Below are 21,900 nucleotides of genomic sequence, written 5' to 3' on the forward strand. Positions count from 1 at the left end.
CTCGTCGGCCCACCGCCCCGCCGACGAGGTGGCGGAGCGGCGGCCGGGACCGCGGTCAGGCGGTCGGCAGGCCCGGGGCCGGGTGGGCGGCCATCAGGTCGGCGACCTCGGACCTGATCTTCGTCAGCGCGTCCTCGTCCCCGGTGCGCGCCGCGGCGACTCCGCGGTCGATCCAGTCGGCGACGGTCGCCATGTGTTCCGTGCCGAGGCCCCGGGAGGTCAGGGAGGGGGTTCCGATACGGACGCCCGAGGGGTCGAAGGGCTTCCTCGGGTCGAATGGCATGGTGTTGTAGTTGACGACGATCCCGGCCCGGTCGAGGGCCTTCGCGGCGATCTTCCCCGGGACGTCCTTGGGGGTGAGGTCCATCAGGATCAGGTGGTTGTCGGTGCCGCCGGAGACCAAGTCGAAGCCACGGGCGAGGAGGGCGTCGGCGAGGGCCTTGGCGTTGTCGACGACCGCGTGGGCGTAAGCACGGAAGGAGGGCCTGGACGCCTCGTGGAGGGCGACCGCGATGGCCGCGGTGGTCTGGTTGTGCGGGCCGCCCTGCAGGCCCGGGAAGACCGCCTTGTCGATGGCCTTGGCGTGCTCCTCGCGGGACATGAGCATCGCGCCGCGCGGGCCCCGCAGGGTCTTGTGGGTGGTCGTGGAGATCACGTCGGCGTGCGGCACCGGTGAGGGGTGGGCACCGCCCGCGATCAGGCCGGCGATGTGCGCGATGTCGGCGACGAGGACGGACCCGGCCTCGCGGGCGATCTCCGCGAAGGCGGCGAAGTCAATGGTGCGGGGCAGTGCGGTGCCGCCGCAGAAGATCAGCTTGGGACGTTCCTTGAGGGCGAGGTCGCGCACCTCGTCGAGGTCGATGCGGCCGTTGGTTGCGGCGTCCGTGGTCCGGCGCACGCCGTACTGCACACCGCGGAACCACTTGCCGGTGGCGGAGACGCCCCAGCCGTGGGTGAGGTGGCCGCCCATCGGCAGCGACATGCCCATCACGGTGTCGCCCGGTTCGGCGAAGGCGAGGTAGACGGCGAGGTTGGCCGGGGAGCCGGAGTAGGGCTGGACGTTGGCGTGCTCGACGCCGAAGACGGCCTTGGCGCGGGCGATGGCAAGGCGCTCGACGGGGTCGATGTTCTGCTGACCCTCGTAGTAGCGGCGGCCGGGGTAGCCCTCGCTGTACTTGTTCTGCAGGACGGTTCCGGAGGCTTCGAGGACCGCGGTGGAGACGTAGTTCTCGCTGGGGATCAGCCGCAGGGTCTCGGCCTGCAGCTGTTCCTCGGCACCGATGAGGGCGGCGAGTTCGGGGTCCTCGGCGGCGAGTCCGGGGTGGTGCTGAGGGGAAGAGGAAGGGAGAGTCATGGCGTCCTCCGGGGCGAGCGGTAAGCGTCCGGTCGTGGTCCCGGGGTGCCCAGGCGGGCGGCACCTCGAAGGTTGGGCCTCGCACGGCTTCATCGGGGTTCGTTCCCCGTGCGCCAGTCACCGTGCTGTCGGAGCCACCCTAACGGGCACGCCGGTTCGGCAGGTTTCTTCGTCCGCGATGCGAGCGACGATGGAGACTGGGCGCCACACCCGCCCCACGCCGCAGGACGAACGGAGACCCCGTGTCGAGTACGTCAGCATCCTCCACGCCATCGTCGTCATCCTCGTCGCCGTCATCACCGTCATCGCCGGCCGGCACCGGCGCGACCAGCGAGCGGCTCATCGCCTCGGCCGAGGCGCACAGCGCACACAACTACCATCCGCTGCCCATCGTGGTCGCCTCGGCCGAGGGCGCGTGGATGACCGACGTCGAAGGCCGCCGCTACCTCGACATGCTCGCCGGGTACTCGGCGCTCAACTTCGGGCACGGCAACCGCCGGCTGATCGACGCCGCGAAGGCACAGCTGGACCGGGTGACGCTCACCTCGCGGGCCTTCCACCACGACCGGTTCGCCGAGTTCTGCACGCGCCTGGCCGCCCTCTGCGGCAAGGAGATGGTGCTGCCCATGAACACCGGCGCGGAGGCCGTCGAGACGGCCGTGAAGACCGCGCGGAAGTGGGGTTACCAGGTCAAGGGGGTGCCGGACGGGCAGGCGAAGATCGTCGTCGCGGCCGGCAACTTCCACGGCAGGACCACGACCATCATCAGCTTCTCGACGGACGACGAGGCGCGGGCGGAGTTCGGGCCGTACACACCGGGCTTCGAGATCGTGCCGTACGGAGATCTTCAGGCGCTGCGGGCCGCGGTCACCGACGACACCGTGGCCGTGCTGATCGAGCCGATCCAGGGCGAGGCCGGAGTCCTGGTGCCGCCGCCCGGATATCTGCCGGGGGTCAGAGAGCTGACGCGGGAGCGCCGAGTCCTCTTCATCGCGGACGAGATCCAGTCGGGGCTCGGCAGAACGGGACGCACGTTCGCGTGTGAGCACGAGGGCGTGGTGCCGGATGTGTATCTGCTGGGCAAGGCGCTCGGCGGAGGCGTCGTCCCGGTGTCGGCGGTGGTCGCCGATGCGGATGTGCTCGGAGTCTTCACGCCGGGCGAGCACGGGTCGACGTTCGGCGGCAACCCCCTCGCCTGCGCGGTGGCGCTGGAGGTGGTCGACATGCTGTCGACGGGCGAGTTCCAGCAGCGGGCCACGGAGCTGGGTGAGCATCTGCACGCCGAGCTGGGCCTGCTGACCGGTACGGGGAAGGTGACGCAGGTGCGGGGGCGCGGGCTGTGGGCGGGCGTCGACATCGCTCCGTCGTACGGCACGGGTCGGGAGATCTCCGAGAAGTTGATGGAGAAGGGGGTGCTGGTGAAGGACACGCACGGGGCGACGATTCGCATCGCTCCCCCACTGGTGATCAGTAAGGAGGACCTGGACTGGGGCCTGGATCAGTTGCGGGCGGTGTTGAGCTAGCGGGGCCGCGGAGCTCCGGCGCCGTTCCGGTCCCGGTCCCGGTCCCGGCGGTCGCAGCCGCTTCCGCTGTAGCTGCCGCAGCCGCTGTCGCTGTCGCTGTCGCTGTCGCTTCAAGGGGCGTATTGGCTTCCGCCTCCTCGTCGCGCCCCTGGTCGTATGCGGCCTGGAAGACGGTGGGGCCCAGGGCGGTGTGGGTGCGGTGTACGGCTCGGGTGATGTCGGTGCGTTCCGCGGGCGGCAGGGGTGTGCCCTCTGCCTCGCGGATCCGGGCGGCCGTGCCGAGGAGGGCGGCAGCGTGGCGGTGGTGGCCGGCCAGGGAGCGGGCGCCCGCGAGGCCTTCCAGGGCCAGGGCCACGGCACGCTCGTCCCCCGTGGTGCGGGCGACGGCCAGGCCCTCCCGGTGGAGCTCTTCGCCGCGCTCGGCGTCGCCGCGCTGCTCGGCGATGTAGCCGAGGTGGGCCAGGATCAGGGCCGTTCCGGAGGCGACGCCGAAGCGGCGGTTGAAGTCGAGCCACGGCAGCAGGAGTTGTTCGGCGGTGTCCAGGTCGCCGCGGTGGCGGGCGCCGATGGCGAGGCCCGTCTCGGCGAACTGCTGGGCGGGGCGGTGGGACTGCTGGGCAGCGAGCTGGGCGGCGCGTTCGTGGAAGGCCGTGGCGGCGGGGGCGTCCCCGGTCAGGAGGGCTACCCGGCCGAGGCGGGAGAGGCGGAAGGAGAGGTCGGTCCAGAGTTCGAGTTCTTCGGCGCCGCGCATGCCGTCACGCTGGAGCCGCGCCGCCTCGTCGTAGTCGGCGGCGATCTCGGCGAGCACGCCGAGCTGCTCGGAGGACTGCAACTGGCCCCAGCGGTCGCCGAGTTCGGCGAAAAGGTCGGCGCTGCGGGTGGCGTCGCGGCGCAGGGCGGAGAGGTCACCGCGGTAGAGGGCCCGGGTGGCCCGGGTGGAGAGCGTGGCGGCCTCACCCCAGCGGTCGCCGGCCGCCCGGAACTCCGCGAGCAGCGCGTCGACCCGAGCGGCCTCGCGCGGCGTGTCGTCGAACCCGCAGCGGGCGAAGGCGAGCAGCCAGCGGGAACGGGCGTCGGCGGGGGTGGTGGTCTCGCGTTCGCACGTGTTGCCGTGGGCGCAGGCGGGTTCGCCGGTCAGCAGGGCGAAGGCGGCGTGTGCCGCGGCGGCGGCGGTGCGGGCCGAGGCGAGGTCGGTGGGGTGCTCGCCGGATGCGGCTGCCGGGGGCAGGCTCAGCGCCTGGTCCAGGAAGCGCATGGCTTCGCGGAGGCGGCCACGGAGGAACCAGTACCAGGTCAGGGCATTGACCAGGCGGAGGGCCTTCGGGGCGTCGGAGGTGGTGATCGACCAGTTCAGGGCGGTACGGAGATTGGCCGTCTCGTGGTCGAGGCGGCGTAGCCAATTCCGTTGGTCGGGGCCGCGCAGGGCGGTGGCGGCACGTTCGGCGAGGGAGGCGAAGTGGAGGGCGTGGCGGTCGCGGGTCATGGTGGTCTCGGCTGCGTCGTCGAGGCGTTCGAGGCTGTACGCGGTGACGGATTCGAGCATGCGGTAGCGCGGATCGGAGGCGCCGGTCGTGGTCGGAGCGAGGAGGGAGCGGTCCACCAGACGGGTCACCAGGTCGAGGACGTCGTCCTCCGGGGCGGGTTCCATCGCCGGGTGCGTCCGCGCCGACTCGGTTGCTTCTGGTGCGGGGTGCGGGGTGTGCGCCTCCGTTGTGTCCGTCGCCGGGTGCGTCTCCGTCAGGACGGCTTCCGCGCTGGTCAGAGTGAACCCGCCGTCGAACACGGCGAGTCGGCGCAGTGCTCGTTGCTCCGGTGCCGTCAGGAGTTCCCAGCTCCAGTCGATCATTGCGCGGAGCGTGCGCTGGCGGGCCGGGGCGTCGCGGCGTACCTGGTTCAGTAGGCGGAAGCGGTCGTGCAGGCGGTCGGCGAGGGCGTGCACGCCGAGGGCTCGTACGCGGGTGGCGGCGAGTTCGACGGCGAGCGGGATGCCGTCGAGGCGGCGGCAGATGAGGGCGACGGCCTCACGGTTCCCGTCGTCCAGGGTGAAACCGGGCGCGGCGGCAGCGGCGCGGACGGCGAACAGCCTCAGCGCGCCCTCCTCGCCGAGCGGGGCGACGGCCTCCAAGGTCTCGCCGGTGAGGGCGAGGGGTTCCTGGCTGGTGGCGAGGATGTGCAGGCCCGGGGCGTTGCGCAGGAGGTGGGCGGTGAGGTCGGCGACGGGGCCGAGGACGTGCTCGCAGTTGTCGAGGACGAGCAGGAGGCGGCGTCCGGCCAGGGCTCGGCCGAGTCGCTCGGCTGCGGCAGGGAGGTCTGAGGGGTAGGGGTAGGGGGAGGGGGAGGGGGTGAGGGTGAGGGAGGTGTTGGCGTCGTGGATGTTGCTTGTTTCGGGGCTTCCCTGGAGTAGTTGGGATCCCTGGAGTTCCTGGAGACCCTCGGGCCGCTCGGGCGTCTCGGGCCCTTCGGCTTCCCCGACTCCCCCGACTCCCCCGACTCCCCCGGCTCCCCCGGCTCTCCCGGCTCCCTCGGCTCTCGTGGGCCCGTCGGTCCCGTCGGCCTCTGCCACCGGTTCCCCCGGTGCGTCGTCACGTATGCCCAGTGCCGCCGCCACCGTGGCCGCCACCTCGACCGATCCCTCGCCCCGGATTCCGGCGAGTTCGGCCAGGCGGATGCCGTCGGGGAAGTCCGACGTCAGGCCCGACGCCGCCGCCAGGGCCAGGCGCGTCTTGCCCACGCCACCGGGGCCCGTGAGTGTGACCAGGCGTCCGGCGCCGACGAGGTCACGTATGCGGGCGATGGCCCGGTCGCGGCCGATGAGGTCCGTGACCTGCGCGGGGAGGTTGGTCGGCGGGTGCTCCACGGCCGCTGCCGCTTGCACGGCTCCAGCCGCTTGCACGGCTCCAGCCGCACGCATGGTTCCGGCCGTGTACGCGGTTCCGGCCGTGTACGCGGTTCCGGCCGTGTACGCGGTTCCGGCCGCGACCGAAGCCGAAGCCGCAGTCGCAGTCACTGCCGCAGACACGCCCGCAGACACCGCTCCATCCGCCACTCCCCTCACATCCGCCGCACCTGCCATACCCACCACACCCGCCGCACCCGCCGCACCCAAGTCCACCTCCTGTCGCAGCATCGCCTCGTGCAGTGCCACCAGTTCGGGGCTCGGGTCGATGCCCAGTTCCTCGGTGAGGTGCAGTCGCAGGTCGCGGTAGGAGTCCAGGGCCTCGGCCGCGCGGCCGGAGCCGTAGAGGGCGCGGAGGTGGGCGGCCCGCAGGCGTTCGCGGAGCGGTTCGCGGGCTGCCAAGGGGGCCAGTTCGTCGGCCAGCAGGGCGTGTTCGCCGCGTGCCAGACGCAGTTCGGCCAGCGTCTCCTGGGCGGTGAGGCGCTGCTCCTCCAGGTGCGTGACGGCCGCACGTGTGAAGTCGGCGTCGCGGAAGTCGGCGTAGGCGGGCCCACGCCACAGCGCCAGTGCGTCGGTCAGCAGGGATGCCTGGGCCGTCGGGTCCGTGTGTGCCGTGTACGCGCGGGAGGTCAGCGTCTCGAAACGGGTGGCGTCCACGTGCTCGGGCGGTATGCGCAGCTCGTACCCGGCGGGGCCGTACGCCACGAGACCGCGGCCGCCCGGCTCCGCCGCCTCCAGCGCGCGGCGCAGCTGGGAGACCTTCGTCTGGAGGGAGTTGAGGGGCGAGGAGGGCGGACGCCCGCCCCACAGGTCGTCGACCAGCGTATCCGCCGCGACCGGGCCGCCCATGCGTACGAGAAGCGCGGCCAGCAGTGCGCGCACCTTCGGCTCCGGGGCCGGCGCCGCCGCACCGTCCCGCGTGCGCACCGTCAGCGGGCCAAGCACCTCGAATCGCATGCGGCAACGTTAATCGGGGGGTCGCCACGGCCCGCACGGGGTGCGTGCGCCGCTGACGGAACGCCGTGCGTGGACCGTCAGCGTTCCGTGCGCGCCGTCCGGCACCTTGATCCCTGTGAACGCGGATCGACCCCCGCCGAACGCGACATCGCGGTCACGGAGATGGGAGCACGGGCCCCCGGGCTCGCACCGGTCCCAGATCCGGGGACACATCCAGAACCAAAATCCGTGACCAAATCCAGAACCAAATCCAGAACCAAATCCAGAACCAGAACCAGAACCAGACTCAGGAGTCACCATGAACCTCTCCCGTGAAATCCGTCTCGCCGCCCGCCCCGTGGGTGAGCCCAGCGCCGCGGACTTCGAGCTGGCGACCGTCGAGCTTCCCGAGCGGCTCGACGAGGGGCAGATACTCGTGCGCAACACCTGGATGTCGGTCGACCCGTACATGCGGGGCCGCATGAACGACGCGCCGTCCTACATCGAACCGTTCCAGGTCGGCGCCCCGCTCGAAGGCAGCGCGGTCGGCGAGGTCGTCGCGTCGACGGCCCCCGGGGTTCCTGTCGGCGCGACCGTCTCGCACTTCCTGGGGTGGCGGGAACACTCCGTGCTCGACGCCGCCGCCGCGACGGTCATCGACACGACGCTCGCTCCGGCCGCCGCCTACCTCGGTCCGCTCGGCGCGACGGGCCTGACGGCGTACGCCGCGCTGACCCGTACCGCCCCGGTGCGCGAGGGCGATGTCGTCTTCGTGTCCGCCGCGGCCGGGGCGGTCGGCAGCGTCGCCGGGCAGATCGCCCGTGAGCTCGGCGCCTCCCGGGTGATCGGGTCGGCAGGCGGCCCGGCGAAGACGAAGAAGCTCCTCGACACCTTCGGGTACGACGCCGCCATCGACTACTGCGAGGGCGCCCTGTCCGAGCAGCTCGCGCAGGCGGCGCCCGACGGCGTGGACGTCTATCTCGACTCGGTCGGCGGCGACCACCTGCAGGCCGCGATCGGTGCGATCCGTCCGGGGGGCCGCATCGCCATGGTCGGCGCCATCAGCACGTACAACGCCACCACGCCGCCGCCCGGCCCCGACAACCTCTTCCGGGCCGCCCACCAGGAGGCGAGCCTGCGGGGCATGCTCGTCACCAGCCACCTCGACCTGTTCCCGGAGTGGATCGGCCGGGCGGCGCCGCTGCTCGCCGACGGCACCCTGCGTACCGAGCAGACCGTCGTCGACGGCATCGAGCGGGCGCCCGAGGCCTTCCTCGGGGTGCTGCGCGGGGCGAACACCGGCAAGATGCTGGTCCGGCTCGGCGCCGACACTCACGCCGGTACGGACGCCGGCACGGACGCCGGCACGGACGCCGGAGCCTGAGTGACGCGGGCGGCCGAACCGGCGCACTCACCGGATCGCCGACGCGCTCACAGGATCACGTGGGGGACGAACCGCGCGTACTCATCCGTGATCAGTCCGGACGACTCCCTGATGCCGAGTCCTGCCGCCTCGTCCTCGACGACCCACGCGCCGAGGACGACCCGGTTGCCTTCGAAGTCCGGGAGGGGCGCCAGCTCCTGGTAGCAGCAGGGTTCGCCGGGAGGTACGGGTGCGGAGCCCGGCTCGTGCACCGTCACCCCGGCGCCCTCGCGCCCCAGCAGCGGCTTGGCGACGTATCCGCGTTCCGAGGCCAGCTCGCGCGGACCGTCCAGGTAGGCGGGAAGGAGGTTCGGATGGCCCGGGTAGAGCTCCCAGAGGATCGCCAGGAGCGCCTTGTTGGAGAGGAGCATCTTCCAGGCGGGCTCGATCCACAGCGTCGAACCGGTGCCGCCACCGTTGTCGAGGGTCTCCAGGACGTGCGGGGCGAAGCGGTCCGTGGTCAGCCACTCCCACGGGTAGAGCTTGAAGCAACCGCGCATGAAACGGAGCTTCTTGTCGACGAAGCGGCGCGAGAGGCGGTCCCAGCCGATGTCCTCCATGGAGATGGACTCGGCGGTCAGGCCCGCCTGTTCCGCCGTCTCCCGCAGGTACGCGACCGTCATCAGGTCCTCGCCGAGCTCGTCGGCGGCGGAGTGCGCGAAGTACAGCGGGCTGCCGGGCGGCAGCAGCGGAGCCTGCTTCTTCCAGGCGTCCACGAGCCGCTCGTGGAGGGAGTTCCACTGGTCGGCGCCGGGGAAGCGCTCCTCCATCCAGAACCACTGCGGGCTCGCGGCCTCGACCAGGGAGGTGGGGGTGTCGGCGTTGTACTCCAGCATCTTGGCCGGGCCGGTGCCGTCGTAGCGCAGGTCGAAACGGCCGTAGAGGGACGGCAGTTCGGCCCTGCGGCGCCAGGCCTCGGTGACGGCGTCGGCCACTGGCGGGTCCGTGATGCCGAGATCGGCGAGGCGGTCGTGCGCGACGATGTGCTCGGCGGCGGCCAGGCACATCGCGTGCAGCTCCGCCACGACCTCTTCGAGCGCCTCGACCTCGGGGAGCGAGAAGACGTAGTAGGCGCTCTCGTCCCAGTAGGGGCGCAGGGTGCCGTCGGGGTAGCGCGTGAGGGGGTAGATGAGCCCCTGCTCCTCGACGGTCCGCTGCCAGCCGGGGCGCGGTTCGATGGTGCGGCGTTCCATGGCGTACGTGTCCGTTCCGGTCGCGTGCCGTCCGCTCAGCCGCCGCCGCTGCCGCCGCCCGAGCAGCCGAAGCCGTCCCGGTCCACCGCCTCGCTGCGGCTGAAGGTGCCGTCGTCGGCGTAGCGGCCGTCGACGTCGGCGTCGTAGTACCAGGCGGCGTCGGTACGGCCCGACGTCTTGCCGGTGCCGGACGGGCTTTTGCGGGACTTGCCGGAGGAGGCGGAGCCCGAGGTGCCGGGCTTGCACTTGCTGTCGCTGACCACGCGGTAGCCCTTGGCGATGTCGTAGCTGTCGCGGTCCACGCAGCGGCGGTCCGGGTCGGAGCCGCAGGAGGTGAGGGCCGCGGCGAGGACCCCCATGCTGCCGAGCGCTACCGTGCTCGACCTCAGCCGCCGTTGTCGCTTCTCCGCCATGTGGCACGCTTCCCCGTTGTCGTACGCGGTCCTGTTGTCGTACGTGATCCTGTTGTCGTACGTGATCCCGTTGCCGTACGTGATCCCGTTGCCGCAGGCGACTCCGATGTCGTACGCGACCCCGATGTCGTACGCGATCGGCGTCCAGCGTAGGTAGGGGACGGCGCCCCGTACCAGCCGTCTTTCCCGAATGTGCCTTGAATCCCCTCGCGTCTTCGCCTACTCGCCTTCCTTTACAGTCACTCCGTGTCTCTTGGGATGATTTGCGCGCTCGGCTCAGCGGTCTGCTTCGGCACGGCCTCCGTTTTTCAGGCGGTCGCCGCGCGCGCCACCGCGCCAGGCACCGGTTCCGGTGTCGACCCCGCACTGCTGCTGCGCGCCCTGCGCCAGTGGCGCTACCTCGTGGGCCTCGGCCTCGACGGGGTCGGCTTCCTGCTGCAGATCGTGGCCCTGCGCTCCATTCCGATCTACGCGGTGGGCGCCGCGCTCGCCGCGAGTCTCGCCGTCACGGCGGTGGTCGCGGCCCGGATGCTGCGGGTGCGGCTCAGCGGCGTCGAATGGGGGGCGGTGGGTGTCGTCTGCGCGGGGCTCGCGATGCTCGGTCTCGCCTCCGGTGACGAGGGCGACCGTACGGGCTCGACGACTCTGCGGTACGTGATGCTCGGCGTCGCGGTCGCCGTTCTGCTCCTCGGCACGGTTGCCGGGCGGCTGCCCGGGCGGGGGCGGGCGTTGGCGCTCGGCCTGGGAGCGGGGTTCGGTTTCGGGGTCGTCGAGGTGACCGTACGCCTCATCGACGACCTGTCGCCCGGTGCGCTGCTCGCCAACCCTGCGACGTACGCCCTGCTGGTCGGGGGTGGTGCGGCCTTCCTGCTGCTCACCTCGGCGTTGCAGCGGGGGTCGGTGACGACGGCCACGGCGGGGCTGGTGATCGGCGAGACGATCGGTCCCGCGGTGGTGGGCGTGGTGTGGCTGGGTGACCGTACGCGCGACGGGCTGGAGTGGCTGGCGGTTCTCGGGTTCGCGGTGGCTGTGGCGGGGGCGTTGGCGTTGGTGCGGTTTGGCGAGGCGCCGGGGGCGGAGGACGGGGCTCGGTAGTCCATCCTGGGTGGGTTCGGGTCGGCGTCGTCCCTGGGGCACCTTCGGCGGGCGCCTCGGGGCTCCGCCCCGGACCCCGCTCCTCAAACGCCGGAGGGGCTGGAATTTCCCCCGAGGGGCTGGATCTTCCCCACCGGCGGGACTGGGAATTTCCCCGAGGGGCTGGAATTTCCCCGGAGGGGTTGGAAATTCCCCCTCACCCCAACACCCGGCACAACGCCCCCAACGCCCCCGCCCACGCCCGCTCCGTCGGTGTCCCGTACCCCACTACCAGCGCGTCCTGCCGTCGCACCGTTGCGAGAGGGTGGCGGAAGTTGGCCAGGCCCTGGACCGCGAGGTGTTCCCAGTTGGCTGCCTGGGTGATGGACTGTTCGGTGTCCGGCGGGAGTTCCAGGACCGCGTGCAGGCCCGCCGCGATGCCCGTGGCGCGGACCTCGGGGCAACGGGACGCGAGCGCCTCCACCAGCTGGTCGCGGCGGCGGCGGTAGCGCAGGCGGGCGGCGCGCACATGGCGGTCGTACGCCCCGGAGGTGATGAACTCCGCCAGGGTCAGCTGGTCCAGGACACCGCATGAGGCGCCCGCCGCGTTCTTCTCGGCGAGGACCTCGTCCCGCAAGCCGGACGGCACCACCATCCAGCCCAGGCGCAGGCCGGGGGCGAGGGACTTGCTGGCCGTGCCGAGGTACACGACGTGCTCGGGGTCGAGGCCCTGGAGTGCTCCGACGGGCTGGCGGTCGTAGCGGAACTCGCCGTCGTAGTCGTCCTCCAGGATCACCCCGCCCTCGCGGCGCGCCCAGTCGACGACGGCCGCCCGCCGGTCGGGGTGCAGCGGCACGCCCATCGGGAACTGGTGGGCCGGGGTGAGCAGCACCGCCTTCGCTGAGCCGGAACCGGAGCTTGAACTGGAGCTGGAACCGGAGCTTGAACTGGAGCCGGAACCGGAGCTGGAACCGGTGCTTGAACTCGAGCTTGAACCGGAACCGGCGCCCAGCCCCACCACATCGGTACCCGCGTCGTCGAAGTCCAGAGGCACCGTCCGCAGGCCCGCGCGATGCAGCAGGTTCCAGTGGATGTCCAGGCCGTACGACTCGACGGCCACCTCCCGAAGGCCGCGGGCCCGCAGCACGCGGCCCATGATCGAGAGGCCGTGCACGAACCCGGCGGTGACGACCATCCGGTCGGGGTCCGCGTGGACGCCGCGGGCCCGCGCGAGGTAGCCGGCCAGGGCGGTGCGTAGCTCGATGCGGCCGCGCGGATCCGCGTAACCGAGCACGTCGTCAGGTGCCGCGGCGAGCGCGCGGCGGGCCGCCTTGAGCCACTGCGTGCGCGGGAAGGACGACAGGTCCGGCGCGCCGGGGCCGAGGTCGAACAGCGGGGCCCCGCCCCTTCTGCGGGGCGGCGCGGGGCGCACGGGTGGCGTGACGACGCGCTCGGCGACGCGTGTGCCCGAGCCCTGGCGCGCGGTGAGCCAGCCCTCGGCGACCAGGTCGGCGTAGGCGTCGGCGACCGTGTTCCTGGCGATGCCGAGGTCGGCGGCGAGCGAACGGGACGACGGCAGGCGGGTGCCGGGGGCGAGACGCCCGCCGCGCACGGCCTCGCGCAGGGCGTCCGTCAGGCCCTTGCGGACACCGTGGCGGGACGCGCCGCCGCCGGTCTCCAGATGGAGGTCGACGCCCAGGACACCGCCCGGGATGCCGTTCGGGACGCCGCCCGACGTGCTTCCCGGAGTGCCGCCCGGTCCGGCCGCCGCGCCCTCCGCGGAAGTGGCCCATGTATCTCCCATGGAAATGGACCATACCCGTGGGCTACCGCGTCCGTAGTGTCGAAGCATGACCACGAACCCGACCACCCCCGACAGCACGGCCACCGCCCCCGAGGGGTACGTCCACGAGCACACCCCCCGCCTCGCCTGGGCCCAGCACGCCCCCGAGGTCTTCAAGGCCATGATCAAGCTGGACGCCGCCGCCCGTAAGGGCCTCGACCCGGTGATCTACGAGCTCGTCAAGATCCGGGCCTCGCAGCTCAACCGCTGCGCGCTCTGCCTCGACATGCACACCAAGGACGCCCTCGCGGCGGGTGAGAGCGTCGAGCGGATCATCCAGCTCAGCGCGTGGGAGGAGTCGCAGCACTTCTACACGGCCAAGGAGGTCGCGGCGATCGAGCTGACCGAGGCGATCACCGTACTGACCGACGGTTTCGTGCCGGACGAGGTGTACGCGAAGGCGGCCGCGCACTTCGACGAGGCCGAGCTGACCCAGCTGATCGCCGCGATCACCGTCATCAACGCGTGGAACCGCTTCGGCGTCAGCACCCGTCAGGTGCCTGGCCACTACAAGGCGGGCGGCGCCAAGTGAGCGCACGCACCACGCACTTGGACAAGGGCGTCACCGGCGCGATGAGCGCGCTGAGTGCCGCGGCCAAGCAGGGGCTCGGTGACCCCGCGCTCGCCGAGCTGGTGATGATGCGCGCCTCGCAGATCAACGCGTGCGCCTTCTGCCTCGACATGCATGTGGACATCGCCCTGAAGAACGGCGAGAGCCCCAAGCGGATCGCCCTCCTCAACGCCTGGGACGAGGCGGGTGGCTTCTTCAGCGAGCGCGAGCGCGCCGCCCTCGCGCTGACCGAGGCGATCACCGTACTCACCGAGGGTTTCGTGCCCGACGACGTCTACGCGCGGGCCGCGGCACACTTCGACGAGGGTGAACTCGCCCATCTCATCGGGGTGATCACCGTCATCAACAGCTGGAACCGGCTGATGGTCAGCCGCCGCATCGAGCCCGGAGGCCCGGCATGGTGAACCACGTCGACACACTGCGCGCCCTGCACCACGGACGGGCGCCGGGTGACCCGCTGGTCCTGCCGGGGCCGTGGGACGCCGCGAGCGCCCGGGTGTTCGAGGAGGCCGGGTACGAGGCGCTGGCCACGCCGAGCGCGGGCGTCGCGCTCTCCCTCGGGTACGAGGACGGGCAGGTGCCGCCGGACGAGATGTTCGCGGCGATCGCGCGGATCGTACGGGCCGTCTCCGTGCCCGTGACCGCCGACATCGAGGGCGGGTACGGGCTCGCGCCGAAGGAGCTGGTGGACCGGCTCCTCGATACGGGTGCGGTCGGCTGCAATCTGGAGGACTCCACCGGCGGCCACCACGGCGGTGCCGACTCCCTCAAGGACCCCGAGGAGCAGGCCGCCTTCCTCGCCGAGGTGCGCGGGGCCGCGGGCGACCGGCTCTTCGTCAACGCCCGGGTGGATACGTTCGTCAGGGGCGTGACCGACCCGGCCGCGGCCATCGAGCGGGCCCGCACGTACGTGGCCGCCGGCGCGGACTGCGTGTACCCGATCCTGGCGCCGGCCGAGGCGATTCCCGCGCTGCGGGCGGGGATCGAGGGGCCGCTCAACGTGGTGGCGAGGCCGGACGGACCTTCGCTCAGGGAGCTGGGCGAACTCGGCGCCACACGCATCACGTTCGGTCCTGGGCTGCTGCACAGGACGATGGCGGCCCTGCGCGACGTCGTCGACGGGCTCGCCTAGACATGACGGTGCCGGGCGCCCGTTCCGAGGGGACGGGCACCCGGCACCGGATTCACCGACGCGGCCCTACTTGGGCAGCCACGCCTTCCACTTCGACTTGTTCTCGTCGACCCACTTCTTCGCCGCGTCGTCCGGCGACATCTTCTTGTCCGCGATCAGCAGGGAGACCTCGTTCTGGTCCTCCTCCGACCACTTGAAGTGCTTCAGGAACTCCGCGGCGTCGCCACCGTTCTTGGCGAAGTCCGCGTTGAAGTACTTCTGCAGCGGCGTGTGCGGGTAGGCGCACTTGATCTTGGCGGGGTCGGCGTCGCAGCCCTCCTTGTACTCGGGCAGCTTCACCTCCGTCATCGGCACCTTCTCGAACAGCCACTGCGGCTTGTACCAGTAGGTGAGGAACGGTTTCCGCTGCTTGGCGAACTGCTCGATCTGGGTGATCTGCGCCGCCTCGGAACCCGCGAAGACGACCTGGTAGTCCAGGTCCAGGTTCTGCACCAGGGCCTTGTCGTTCGTCACGTACGACGGGGAGCCGTCCATGAGCTGGCCCTTGCTGCCGCTCTCGGACGTCTTGAACTGGTCCGCGTACTTGTTGAGGTTCTTCCAGTCCGTGACGTCCGGGTGCTTCTTGGCGAAGTACGTCGGGACGTACCAGCCGATGTGCCCGGTCACGCCGACGTCGCCGCCGGGCACGATCGTCTTCTTGTCCTTGACGTACCGCTGCTCCTGGTCCGGGTGGCCCCAGTCCTCCATGATCGCGTCGACGCGGCCCTGGCTGAGGGCGTCCCAGGCGGGCACCTCGTCGATCTGGACCTTGTCGACGCGGTAGCCCAGCTCGTTCTTGAGCAGGTACTCGGCGACGGCGACGTCCGCCTGCGCGCCGACCCAGGACTGGACCGAGAGGGTCACGGTCTTGGCGCCCTCGGCGTTCGCGTACGGGGACGCCTGCTTGCTCATGTCGGCGGCGCCGCAGCCGGTGAGCGCGAGGAGCGCCCCGCCTGCCGTGACGGCGCTCATGACACGCGTACGAACGCGCACGGTACGCACGCGCATGGGACGTACTCGCATGTCACGCTCCCTTCTTCGCGCGGCGGGCCGTGGGCTGCGTGACGCGGTCGAGCATCAGGCCGAGGCAGACGATCGCGGCACCGGCCACCAGGCCGGTCGCCAGGTCGCCCTGCGCGATGCCGAACACGACGTCGTAGCCGAGCGCGCCACCGCCGACCAGTCCGCCGATGACGACGACGGCGAGGACCAGGACGACGCCCTGGTTGAGGGCGAGCATCAGGGCCGGGCGGGCCAGCGGCAGCTGGACCTTGCGCAGCTGCTGCCAGCTGGAGGCGCCGAGCGAGCGCGAGGACTCCATCGCGGCGGCGTCGACCTGGCCGAGGCCCTGCGTGGTGATGCGGACGACGGCGGGCAGCGCGTAGACGACGGCGGCGGCGACCGCGGGGGCGCGGCCGATGCCGAAGAGGGCGACGACCGGGATCAGGTAGACGAACTGCGGCATCGTCTGGAAGACGTCGAGCACCGGACGGAGCAGCCGTTCGAAGCGCTTGCTGCGGGCCGCCCCGATGCCGATCGCGAAGCCGAGGACCAGCGTCACGGCGACTCCGGCGAGGACCTGCGCGAGCGTGTCGAGGGACTTGTCCCAGACGCCGAGCACGCCGATCGCGGCCATCGCGGCGACGGCGGTGAGCGCCGTCTGCCAGGTGCCGATCAGCCAGGCGAGCGCGGCGACGACGAGCAGCACCGACCACCAGGGCAGGCCCTGCAGGCCGTCCCTGACCGGGTTGAGGATCCAGGTGGTGAAGTGCGCCGCCCAGTCGGCGGTGCCGCCGACGACGGGTACGCCGGTGTAGATGTGGTCGACCATCCACTCCTTGCCGGTGTTGACCGAAGGGGCGATGTTGACGACCCAGTCGGTCGGCCAGTCCACGCGGTCCGCGAAGCGGGCGGCGAGCGCGGCGACGACCGTTCCGGCGGCGGCGACGGACCAGCCGCGCCGGCCGCGCAACGCGGAGTGGTCGTCGGCGTTGGCGCCCGCCTTCTCGCCGGCGGCGCCGGTGACGCGGTCGAGGACCACGGCGAGCAGCACGATGGGGATGCCTGCGGCGAGCGCCTGGCCGACGTCGACGGTGGAGAGCGCCTGGTAGACGCGGTCGCCGAGGCCGCCTGCGCCGATCACCGAGGCGATGACGGCCATGGAGAGCGCCATCATGATCGTCTGGTTGAGGCCGAGCAGGAGCTGCTTGCTCGCGAGCGGCAGGCGCGCGGAGAAGAGCCGCTGGCGCCCGGTCGCGCCGAGCGAGGTCACCGCCTCCATCACGCCGCCGTCGGCGCCGCGCAGGCCGAGCGCGGTGAGCCGGGCCATGGGCGGGGCCGCGTACACGACGGTGGCGATGATGGCGGCCGGGACGCCCATGCCGAAGACGAGGGCGAACGGCAGCAGGTACGCGTACGCGGGCAGCACCTGCATGGTGTCGAGGACGGGCCGCAGGATCCGGAAGATCCGGTCGTTCAGGCCGCCCGCGAGGCCGAGGAGCAGGCCGATCACGACGGAGACGAGGACCGCGACGATCATCAGGGCGAGCGTCTGCATGGTCGGCACCCACATGCCGAGCAGACCGCAGACGGCGAACGCGGCGGACGCCATGACGGCGAGCTTGACGCCCGCGACGCGCCAGGCGACGAGCCCGGCGCCGATGGTCACACCGGCCCATCCGGCGGCGAGCAGCACGAGGTAGACGCCGCGCACGGAGAGCACGATGGCGTTGCTGACGTGCCCGAGGAAGTAGATGAACAGCGGGTGGCTGTCGCGGTTGTCGATGATCCAGTCGGTGGTCCTGCCGAGCGGCTCGGTCAGGTCGACGGTGAGGGCGTCGGGCCAGGCGCCGGAGGCCCACTTGGCGCTGGCGATCGGCACGAGGACGGCCGCGGCGACGGCGAGCAGCAGGAGCTTGCCGACGGCACGGTGACGCAGGAGCGCGCCGATTCCCGTGTCCCTGACGGGTCCCGAAGCGGTGGCGGTGGCCATCAGGCGACCACCTCGCCCTGGCCGGGGGCTGGGGTCCGCGCGGGGGCCGAGGTCCCCGCGACCACGGCGAGCAGCCCGGCGTGGTCCACCACGCCGAGGCACCGCTTGCCGTCCATCACGCGCACCGGGAAGCCGGTGCGGGCGACGGCCTCGATGGCCTCGGAGACCTTGGCATCGGGCGCCAGGGCCGCGCCGCGGGCCTCCTCGTCGTCGGCGGCCGGGCGCATGGCGCTGCGTACGCTGATCACGTCGGCGCGCACCACGTCGCGGACGAAGTCGCGGACGTAGTCGTCGGCCGGGGAGCCGACGATCTCCTCGGGGGTGCCGAGCTGGACGACCTGGCCGTCGCGCATCAGCGCGATGCGGTCGCCGAGCTTGAGGGCCTCGCTGAGGTCGTGGGTGATGAAGACCATCGTGCGGCCCTCCTCACGGTGCAGGCGGACCACTTCCTCCTGCATGTCGCGGCGGATCAGCGGGTCAAGGGCGCTGAACGGCTCGTCGAAGAGGAGGACTTCGGGGTCGACGGTGAGGGCTCGGGCCAGGCCCACGCGCTGCTGCTGGCCGCCGGAGAGCTGGCCGGGCTTGCGCTGTTCGAGCCCTTCGAGGCCGACCTTCTTGACGACTTCGAGGGCCTTGGCGCGGCGCTCGGCCTTGCCGACGCCCTGGATCTCCAGGCCGTACGCGACGTTGTCGAGGACGGAGCGGTGCGGGAGCAGGCCGAAGTGCTGGAAGACCATGGCGGCGCGGTGGCGGCGCAGTTCGCGCAGGCGGGCCTTGTCCATGGCGAGGACGTCCTCGCCGTCGATGGAGAGGCTGCCCGCGGTGGGCTCGATGAGCCGGGTCAGGCAGCGTACGAGGGTGGACTTGCCGGAGCCCGACAGGCCCATGACGACGAAGACCTCACCCTTGTTGACCTCGAAGGAGACGTCGCGCACGGCGGCGGTGCAGCCGGTCCGCTCGCGCAGTTCGGCGGGGCTGAGGCCGTGCACCTCCTCGTTGCCGGGTATGCGCTCGGCGCCGGGTCCGAAGACCTTCCAGAGGTTCTTGACGGCGAAGACGGGCCCGTCGTCCTTCGTGGTCTTCTCGTGCGAGGGGGGCGTCTTGTCCGCGGTGTTCACGGCGGTCTCGTTCATCGGCCGTCACCACCAAGGATCTCGGCACATTTCTCCCCGACCATGAGCACTCCGATCATCGGGTTCACGGCGGGCATCGTCGGGAAGACGGATGCGTCCGCGATACGGATTCCTGCCAGGCCGCGGATCTTCAGCTCCGGGTCGACCACGGCGAGTTCATCAGTGGAAGCTCCCATTCGGCAGGTGCCGGCCGGGTGGTAGACGGTGTGCGCGGCCTTGCGCACCAGTTCGCTGATCTCGGCGTCGTCGGTGACGTCCGGGCCGGGGAACACCTCGCGCTTGAGCCACTTCTTGAACGGCTCGGCCTGCGCGACCTTGCGCGCCAGCTTGATGCCGTCGACGAGCGTCCGCCCGTCGTAGTCACCCTCGTCCTCGAAGTACTTGAAGTCGAGCGCGGGCTTGACCTCGGGGTCCGCCGACGTCAGGTAGAGACGGCCGCGGGAGCGGGACTTGGGGATGTTCGGGGTCATCGACACACCGTGCTCGGGGCGTTCGTAGCCGAGCCGCTCCGGGTTGTCGGTGAACGGGATCTGGTAGAAGTGGAACATCAGGTCAGGGCCCTTGTGGTCCGGGTCCCGCTGCACGAACAGACCGGCGTCCGAGTCCATCGCGGAGTTGCCGGGGATCGGCCCGTTCGTCTCCCAGACGATGACCGACTCGGGGTGGTCGATGAGGTTCTCGCCGACGCCGGGCAGGTCGTGCACGACGGGGATGCCGAGGGCTTCGAGATCCTTCTTCGGGCCGATGCCGGAGTGCATGAGCAGCCGCGGCGTGTCGACGGCGCCGGCGCAGACGAGCACCTCACGGCGGGCGGTGAACAGCTTCTCGACACCGTCCTTGGCGCGGATGTGGACACCGCGCGCGGTCTTGCCGTCCAGCTCCAGCTTGGTGGCCCACGTCTCCAGGAAGAGGTGGAGGTTCGGGCGGTCACCGGCCTCCATGTGGGGGTGCAGGTAGGCGACCGAGGCGGAGGAGCGCTTGTTGTTCTCCGGGTGGTACGAGAGGTCGAAGAAGCCGACGCCCTCGTCGAAGGGCTTGTCGTTGAAGCCGACGACCTCGGGGACGCCGAGCGCGGTCTTCGCCGCCTCGACCCAGTCGGTGGCGATCTGGTTCTGGTCCTTCTTGGCGACGCGCACGATGTTGTTGCGCAGCTTGCCGAAGTAGGGGTCCATCGCCTTGGCGTTCCAGCCGGTGGCCCCGGCCTCCTCCCACTCGTCCCAGTCGGACGGCAGCGGCTTGAAGGAGATCAGGGTGTTGTGCGACGAGCAGCCGCCGAGCACCTTGGCGCGGCTGTGCAGGATGTGCGAGTTGCCGCGCGGCTGCTCGGTCGTCGTGTACTCGTAGTCCAGCTCACCGCCGAGCAGACCGAGCCACTTGCGCAGCGTGAGGACGTCCTCACGGCCGATGTCGCTGGGACCGCCCTCGATGACGGCGACCGTGACGTCCGGGTCCTCGGTGAGACGGGACGCGATCACCGATCCTGCGGTACCGCCACCGACGATGACGTAGTCGAACTCGGTCTGGTCAGACATGCGTGATGCTCCTCTTCCTGCGAGGTCGTGCCAAGGTGCTTGCGCGTAATGAGCGGAGGGCGCTTGAACGAGTTGCGCGGGGGCGCTTGAACGAGTTGCGCGGGGGCGCTTGAACGTGTTGCGCGGGGCGGACTTCCCGCCCCGCGCGAACTGCTCTTGCGTGCCGGAGGTCAGCCGGCGAACCAGCGCACCGGCTGCGGTGCCAGGTTCTGGTAGATGTGCTTGGACTCGCGGTACTCGGCGAGGCCCGCGGGACCGAGCTCGCGCCCGACGCCGCTCTTGCCGAAGCCGCCCCACTCCGCCTGCGGCAGGTAGGGGTGGAAGTCGTTGATCCAGATGGTGCCGTGGCGCATCCGGCGGGCCATGCGGGCGGCGCGGCCCTGGTCGCTGGTCCATACGGCGCCCGCGAGGCCGTACTCGGTGTCGTTGGCGAGGGCGACGGCCTCGTCCTCGGTACGGAAGGTCTCGACGGAGAGCACCGGCCCGAAGACCTCCTCGCGGACGACCTTCATCCCGCGGTGGCACTGGTCGAGCACGGTCGGCTCGTAGAAGTAGCCCTCGGCGGGCCGCACGTCGCTCGGCTCGGGCCGCTTGCCCCCGGAGCGGAGCACCGCGCCTTCCTCCAGGGCCGACGCCACGTACATCTCGGTCTTCTCGCGCTGCTGCTGCGACACGAGCGGCCCGCACTCGACACCCTCCTCGGTGCCGCGGCCGAGCTTGATCTTCTGGGCCCTGCGGGCGAGTTCGGCGACGAAGCGCTCGCGCACGGACTCCTCGATGATGAGGCGGCCACCGGCGGAGCAGACCTGCCCGCTGTGGATGAAGGCGGCGTTCAGCGCCTGGTCGACGGCGGTGTCGAAGCCTTCCTCGGTGGCGCAGGCGTCGGCGAAGACGACGTTCGGGTTCTTGCCGCCGAGCTCCAGGGCGACCTTCTTCACGCCCGCGGCGGCGGCCTGGGCGACCTTGGTGCCGGAGACGAGGCCGCCGGTGAAGGAGACCAGGTCGACGTCGGGGTGGTCGGCGAACCGGGCGCCGACGGTGTGGCCGGGGCCGGTCACGATGTTCGCGACACCGGCGGGGAGCCCGGCCTCGACGAGCAGCTCGATGAGCGCGACGGTCGTCAGCGGCGTGATCTCGCTCGGCTTGATGACGAAGGTGTTGCCCGCCGCGAGCGCCGGGGCGATCTTCCAGCTGGCCTGGAGGAGCGGGTAGTTCCAGGGCGTGATCATCGAGCAGACGCCGACGGGCTCGTGCACGACGACGCTGTGGATGTCGTCGGATCCCGCGTCGACGACCCGGCCCGCGCCCTCGCCGATCACCAGGTCGGCGAAGTAACGGAAGGCGTCGGCGACGCAGTCGACGTCGACGCGGCCCTCCTCGAGGGTCTTGCCCGCGTCGCGGCTCTCCAGGAGCCCGATCTCCTCGCGGTCACGCACGAGCAGGTCGGCGACGCGGCGCAGCAGCGCGGCGCGCTCGGCGACCGGCGTGCTCGGCCAGGGGCCCTCGTCGAAGGCCTTGCGGGCAGCGGCGATGGCGGCGTCCGCGTCGTCCGCTCCGCCCTCGGCGATCACGGCGAACGGCTTGGCGTCCGCCGGGTCGAGGATCTCGCGGGTGGCGCCGGAGGCGGCGGCGCGCCACTCTCCGCCCACATGGATGGTCTGTTGTGCGGACACGTCCCGTTTGCCTTCCATTCCTGTCATTTGCCCCGCCTGTCACTCGCGGTAGCCGGGAGCACCTGCCCTTCGGCGCGGAAAGCATGCACCCTCTTGGCTGAAAGTGCGCTGTGTCACTGCGCGTGGGGGCGCTCGGGGCAAACGTACGCTCGACACAGGGTTTGTCCCCGTAG

17 protein-coding genes and 1 riboswitch are annotated in these 21,900 nt (G+C 71.5%); of the genes, 7 read left to right on the forward strand and 10 right to left on the reverse strand.

All coding sequences use genetic code 11. The features are described from left to right. Nucleotides 1-55: 55 nt before the first annotated feature. Nucleotides 56-1,354 (reverse strand): serine hydroxymethyltransferase, encoded by a 1,299-nt coding sequence (glyA, locus tag ACFVYR_RS18025; RefSeq protein WP_384260630.1) that lies wholly within the window; start codon nucleotides 1,352-1,354, stop codon nucleotides 56-58. Between the two features lie 40 nt (nucleotides 1,355-1,394). Beyond that, a riboswitch (ZMP/ZTP riboswitch) is annotated at nucleotides 1,395-1,485 on the reverse strand. Between the two features lie 210 nt (nucleotides 1,486-1,695). Between glyA and rocD the strand changes: the two genes are divergently transcribed. Beyond that, nucleotides 1,696-2,877, forward strand: coding sequence for an ornithine--oxo-acid transaminase (gene rocD, locus ACFVYR_RS18030; protein ID WP_384260707.1), 1,182 nt, complete (start codon nucleotides 1,696-1,698; stop codon nucleotides 2,875-2,877). Here the strand turns inward: rocD and ACFVYR_RS18035 are convergent. Beyond that, nucleotides 2,822-6,730 (reverse strand): BTAD domain-containing putative transcriptional regulator, encoded by a 3,909-nt coding sequence (locus tag ACFVYR_RS18035; RefSeq protein ID WP_384260628.1) that lies wholly within the window; start codon nucleotides 6,728-6,730, stop codon nucleotides 2,822-2,824. The two genes, rocD and ACFVYR_RS18035, sit on opposite strands and share 56 nt — an antisense overlap. 298 nt (nucleotides 6,731-7,028) lie before the next feature. On the opposite strand from ACFVYR_RS18035, the gene ACFVYR_RS18040 reads away from it, so the two are divergent. Continuing rightward, a complete protein-coding gene (locus ACFVYR_RS18040; protein WP_384260625.1) occupies nucleotides 7,029-8,093 on the forward strand; it encodes an NADP-dependent oxidoreductase in 1,065 nt (354 codons plus the stop codon). Nucleotides 8,094-8,140: 47 nt separating this feature from the next. On the opposite strand, the gene ACFVYR_RS18045 is transcribed toward ACFVYR_RS18040, so the two are convergent. Together ACFVYR_RS18045 and ACFVYR_RS18050 are read right to left on the reverse strand one after the other, a co-directional pair. Then, a complete protein-coding gene (locus tag ACFVYR_RS18045; protein WP_384260623.1) occupies nucleotides 8,141-9,325 on the reverse strand; it encodes a glutathionylspermidine synthase family protein in 1,185 nt (394 codons plus the stop codon). Between the two features lie 35 nt (nucleotides 9,326-9,360). After that, complete coding sequence (locus ACFVYR_RS18050) at nucleotides 9,361-9,738, reverse strand: hypothetical protein (RefSeq protein ID WP_384260619.1); 378 nt, start codon at nucleotides 9,736-9,738, stop codon at nucleotides 9,361-9,363. On the opposite strand from ACFVYR_RS18050, the gene ACFVYR_RS18055 reads away from it, so the two are divergent. Both ACFVYR_RS18055 and ACFVYR_RS18060 read left to right on the forward strand, forming a co-directional pair. After that, nucleotides 9,737-9,895: a hypothetical protein gene (locus ACFVYR_RS18055; RefSeq protein ID WP_384260617.1), complete on the forward strand. Its 159-nt coding sequence runs from the start codon at nucleotides 9,737-9,739 to the stop codon at nucleotides 9,893-9,895. The two genes, ACFVYR_RS18050 and ACFVYR_RS18055, sit on opposite strands and share 2 nt — an antisense overlap. 101 nt (nucleotides 9,896-9,996) lie before the next feature. After that, nucleotides 9,997-10,833 (forward strand): hypothetical protein, encoded by an 837-nt coding sequence (locus tag ACFVYR_RS18060; RefSeq protein WP_384260705.1) that lies wholly within the window; start codon nucleotides 9,997-9,999, stop codon nucleotides 10,831-10,833. A gap of 196 nt (nucleotides 10,834-11,029) precedes the next feature. Here the strand turns inward: ACFVYR_RS18060 and ACFVYR_RS18065 are convergent, their stop codons facing one another. After that, a complete protein-coding gene (locus tag ACFVYR_RS18065) occupies nucleotides 11,030-12,616 on the reverse strand; it encodes a PLP-dependent aminotransferase family protein (protein WP_384260615.1) in 1,587 nt (528 codons plus the stop codon). A gap of 46 nt (nucleotides 12,617-12,662) precedes the next feature. Between ACFVYR_RS18065 and ACFVYR_RS18070 the strand changes: the two genes are divergently transcribed. From ACFVYR_RS18070 to ACFVYR_RS18080, 3 genes are read left to right on the forward strand one after another with little or no spacing between them, the layout of a single operon-like run. After that, a complete protein-coding gene (locus ACFVYR_RS18070) occupies nucleotides 12,663-13,187 on the forward strand; it encodes a carboxymuconolactone decarboxylase family protein (RefSeq protein ID WP_384260612.1) in 525 nt (174 codons plus the stop codon). Beyond that, complete coding sequence (locus tag ACFVYR_RS18075) at nucleotides 13,184-13,630, forward strand: carboxymuconolactone decarboxylase family protein (RefSeq protein ID WP_384260609.1); 447 nt, start codon at nucleotides 13,184-13,186, stop codon at nucleotides 13,628-13,630. The genes ACFVYR_RS18070 and ACFVYR_RS18075 overlap by 4 nt, the downstream gene beginning before the upstream one ends. Next, entirely contained in the window at nucleotides 13,624-14,358 is a 735-nt protein-coding gene (locus tag ACFVYR_RS18080; RefSeq protein ID WP_384260606.1) for an isocitrate lyase/phosphoenolpyruvate mutase family protein, read from the forward strand. Before ACFVYR_RS18075 ends, ACFVYR_RS18080 begins: the two co-directional genes overlap by 7 nt. 66 nt (nucleotides 14,359-14,424) lie before the next feature. Here ACFVYR_RS18080 and ACFVYR_RS18085 read toward each other — a convergent pair whose 3' ends face one another. The 5 genes from ACFVYR_RS18085 to ACFVYR_RS18105 all read right to left on the reverse strand — a co-directional run bounded on the left by ACFVYR_RS18085 (nucleotide 14,425) and on the right by ACFVYR_RS18105 (nucleotide 21,745). Continuing rightward, nucleotides 14,425-15,405, reverse strand: coding sequence for an ABC transporter substrate-binding protein (locus ACFVYR_RS18085; RefSeq protein WP_384260703.1), 981 nt, complete (start codon nucleotides 15,403-15,405; stop codon nucleotides 14,425-14,427). Between the two features lie 16 nt (nucleotides 15,406-15,421). Next, nucleotides 15,422-17,389 carry an ABC transporter permease gene (locus ACFVYR_RS18090; RefSeq protein WP_384260603.1) on the reverse strand — a complete coding sequence of 656 codons (1,968 nt, stop codon included), beginning with the start codon at nucleotides 17,387-17,389 and terminating at the stop codon, nucleotides 15,422-15,424. Then, a complete protein-coding gene (locus ACFVYR_RS18095) occupies nucleotides 17,389-18,522 on the reverse strand; it encodes a glycine betaine/L-proline ABC transporter ATP-binding protein (protein WP_384260601.1) in 1,134 nt (377 codons plus the stop codon). Before ACFVYR_RS18095 ends, ACFVYR_RS18090 begins: the two co-directional genes overlap by 1 nt. Continuing rightward, nucleotides 18,519-20,054, reverse strand: coding sequence for a GMC family oxidoreductase (locus ACFVYR_RS18100; protein ID WP_384260599.1), 1,536 nt, complete (start codon nucleotides 20,052-20,054; stop codon nucleotides 18,519-18,521). Before ACFVYR_RS18100 ends, ACFVYR_RS18095 begins: the two co-directional genes overlap by 4 nt. Before the next feature lie 170 nt (nucleotides 20,055-20,224). After that, a complete protein-coding gene (locus ACFVYR_RS18105; protein ID WP_384260701.1) occupies nucleotides 20,225-21,745 on the reverse strand; it encodes an aldehyde dehydrogenase family protein in 1,521 nt (506 codons plus the stop codon). Nucleotides 21,746-21,900: the final 155 nt, after the last annotated feature.

This window comes from Streptomyces sp. NPDC058284, from assembly GCF_042881135.1.
Classification (GTDB): Bacteria; Actinomycetota; Actinomycetes; order Streptomycetales; family Streptomycetaceae; genus Streptomyces.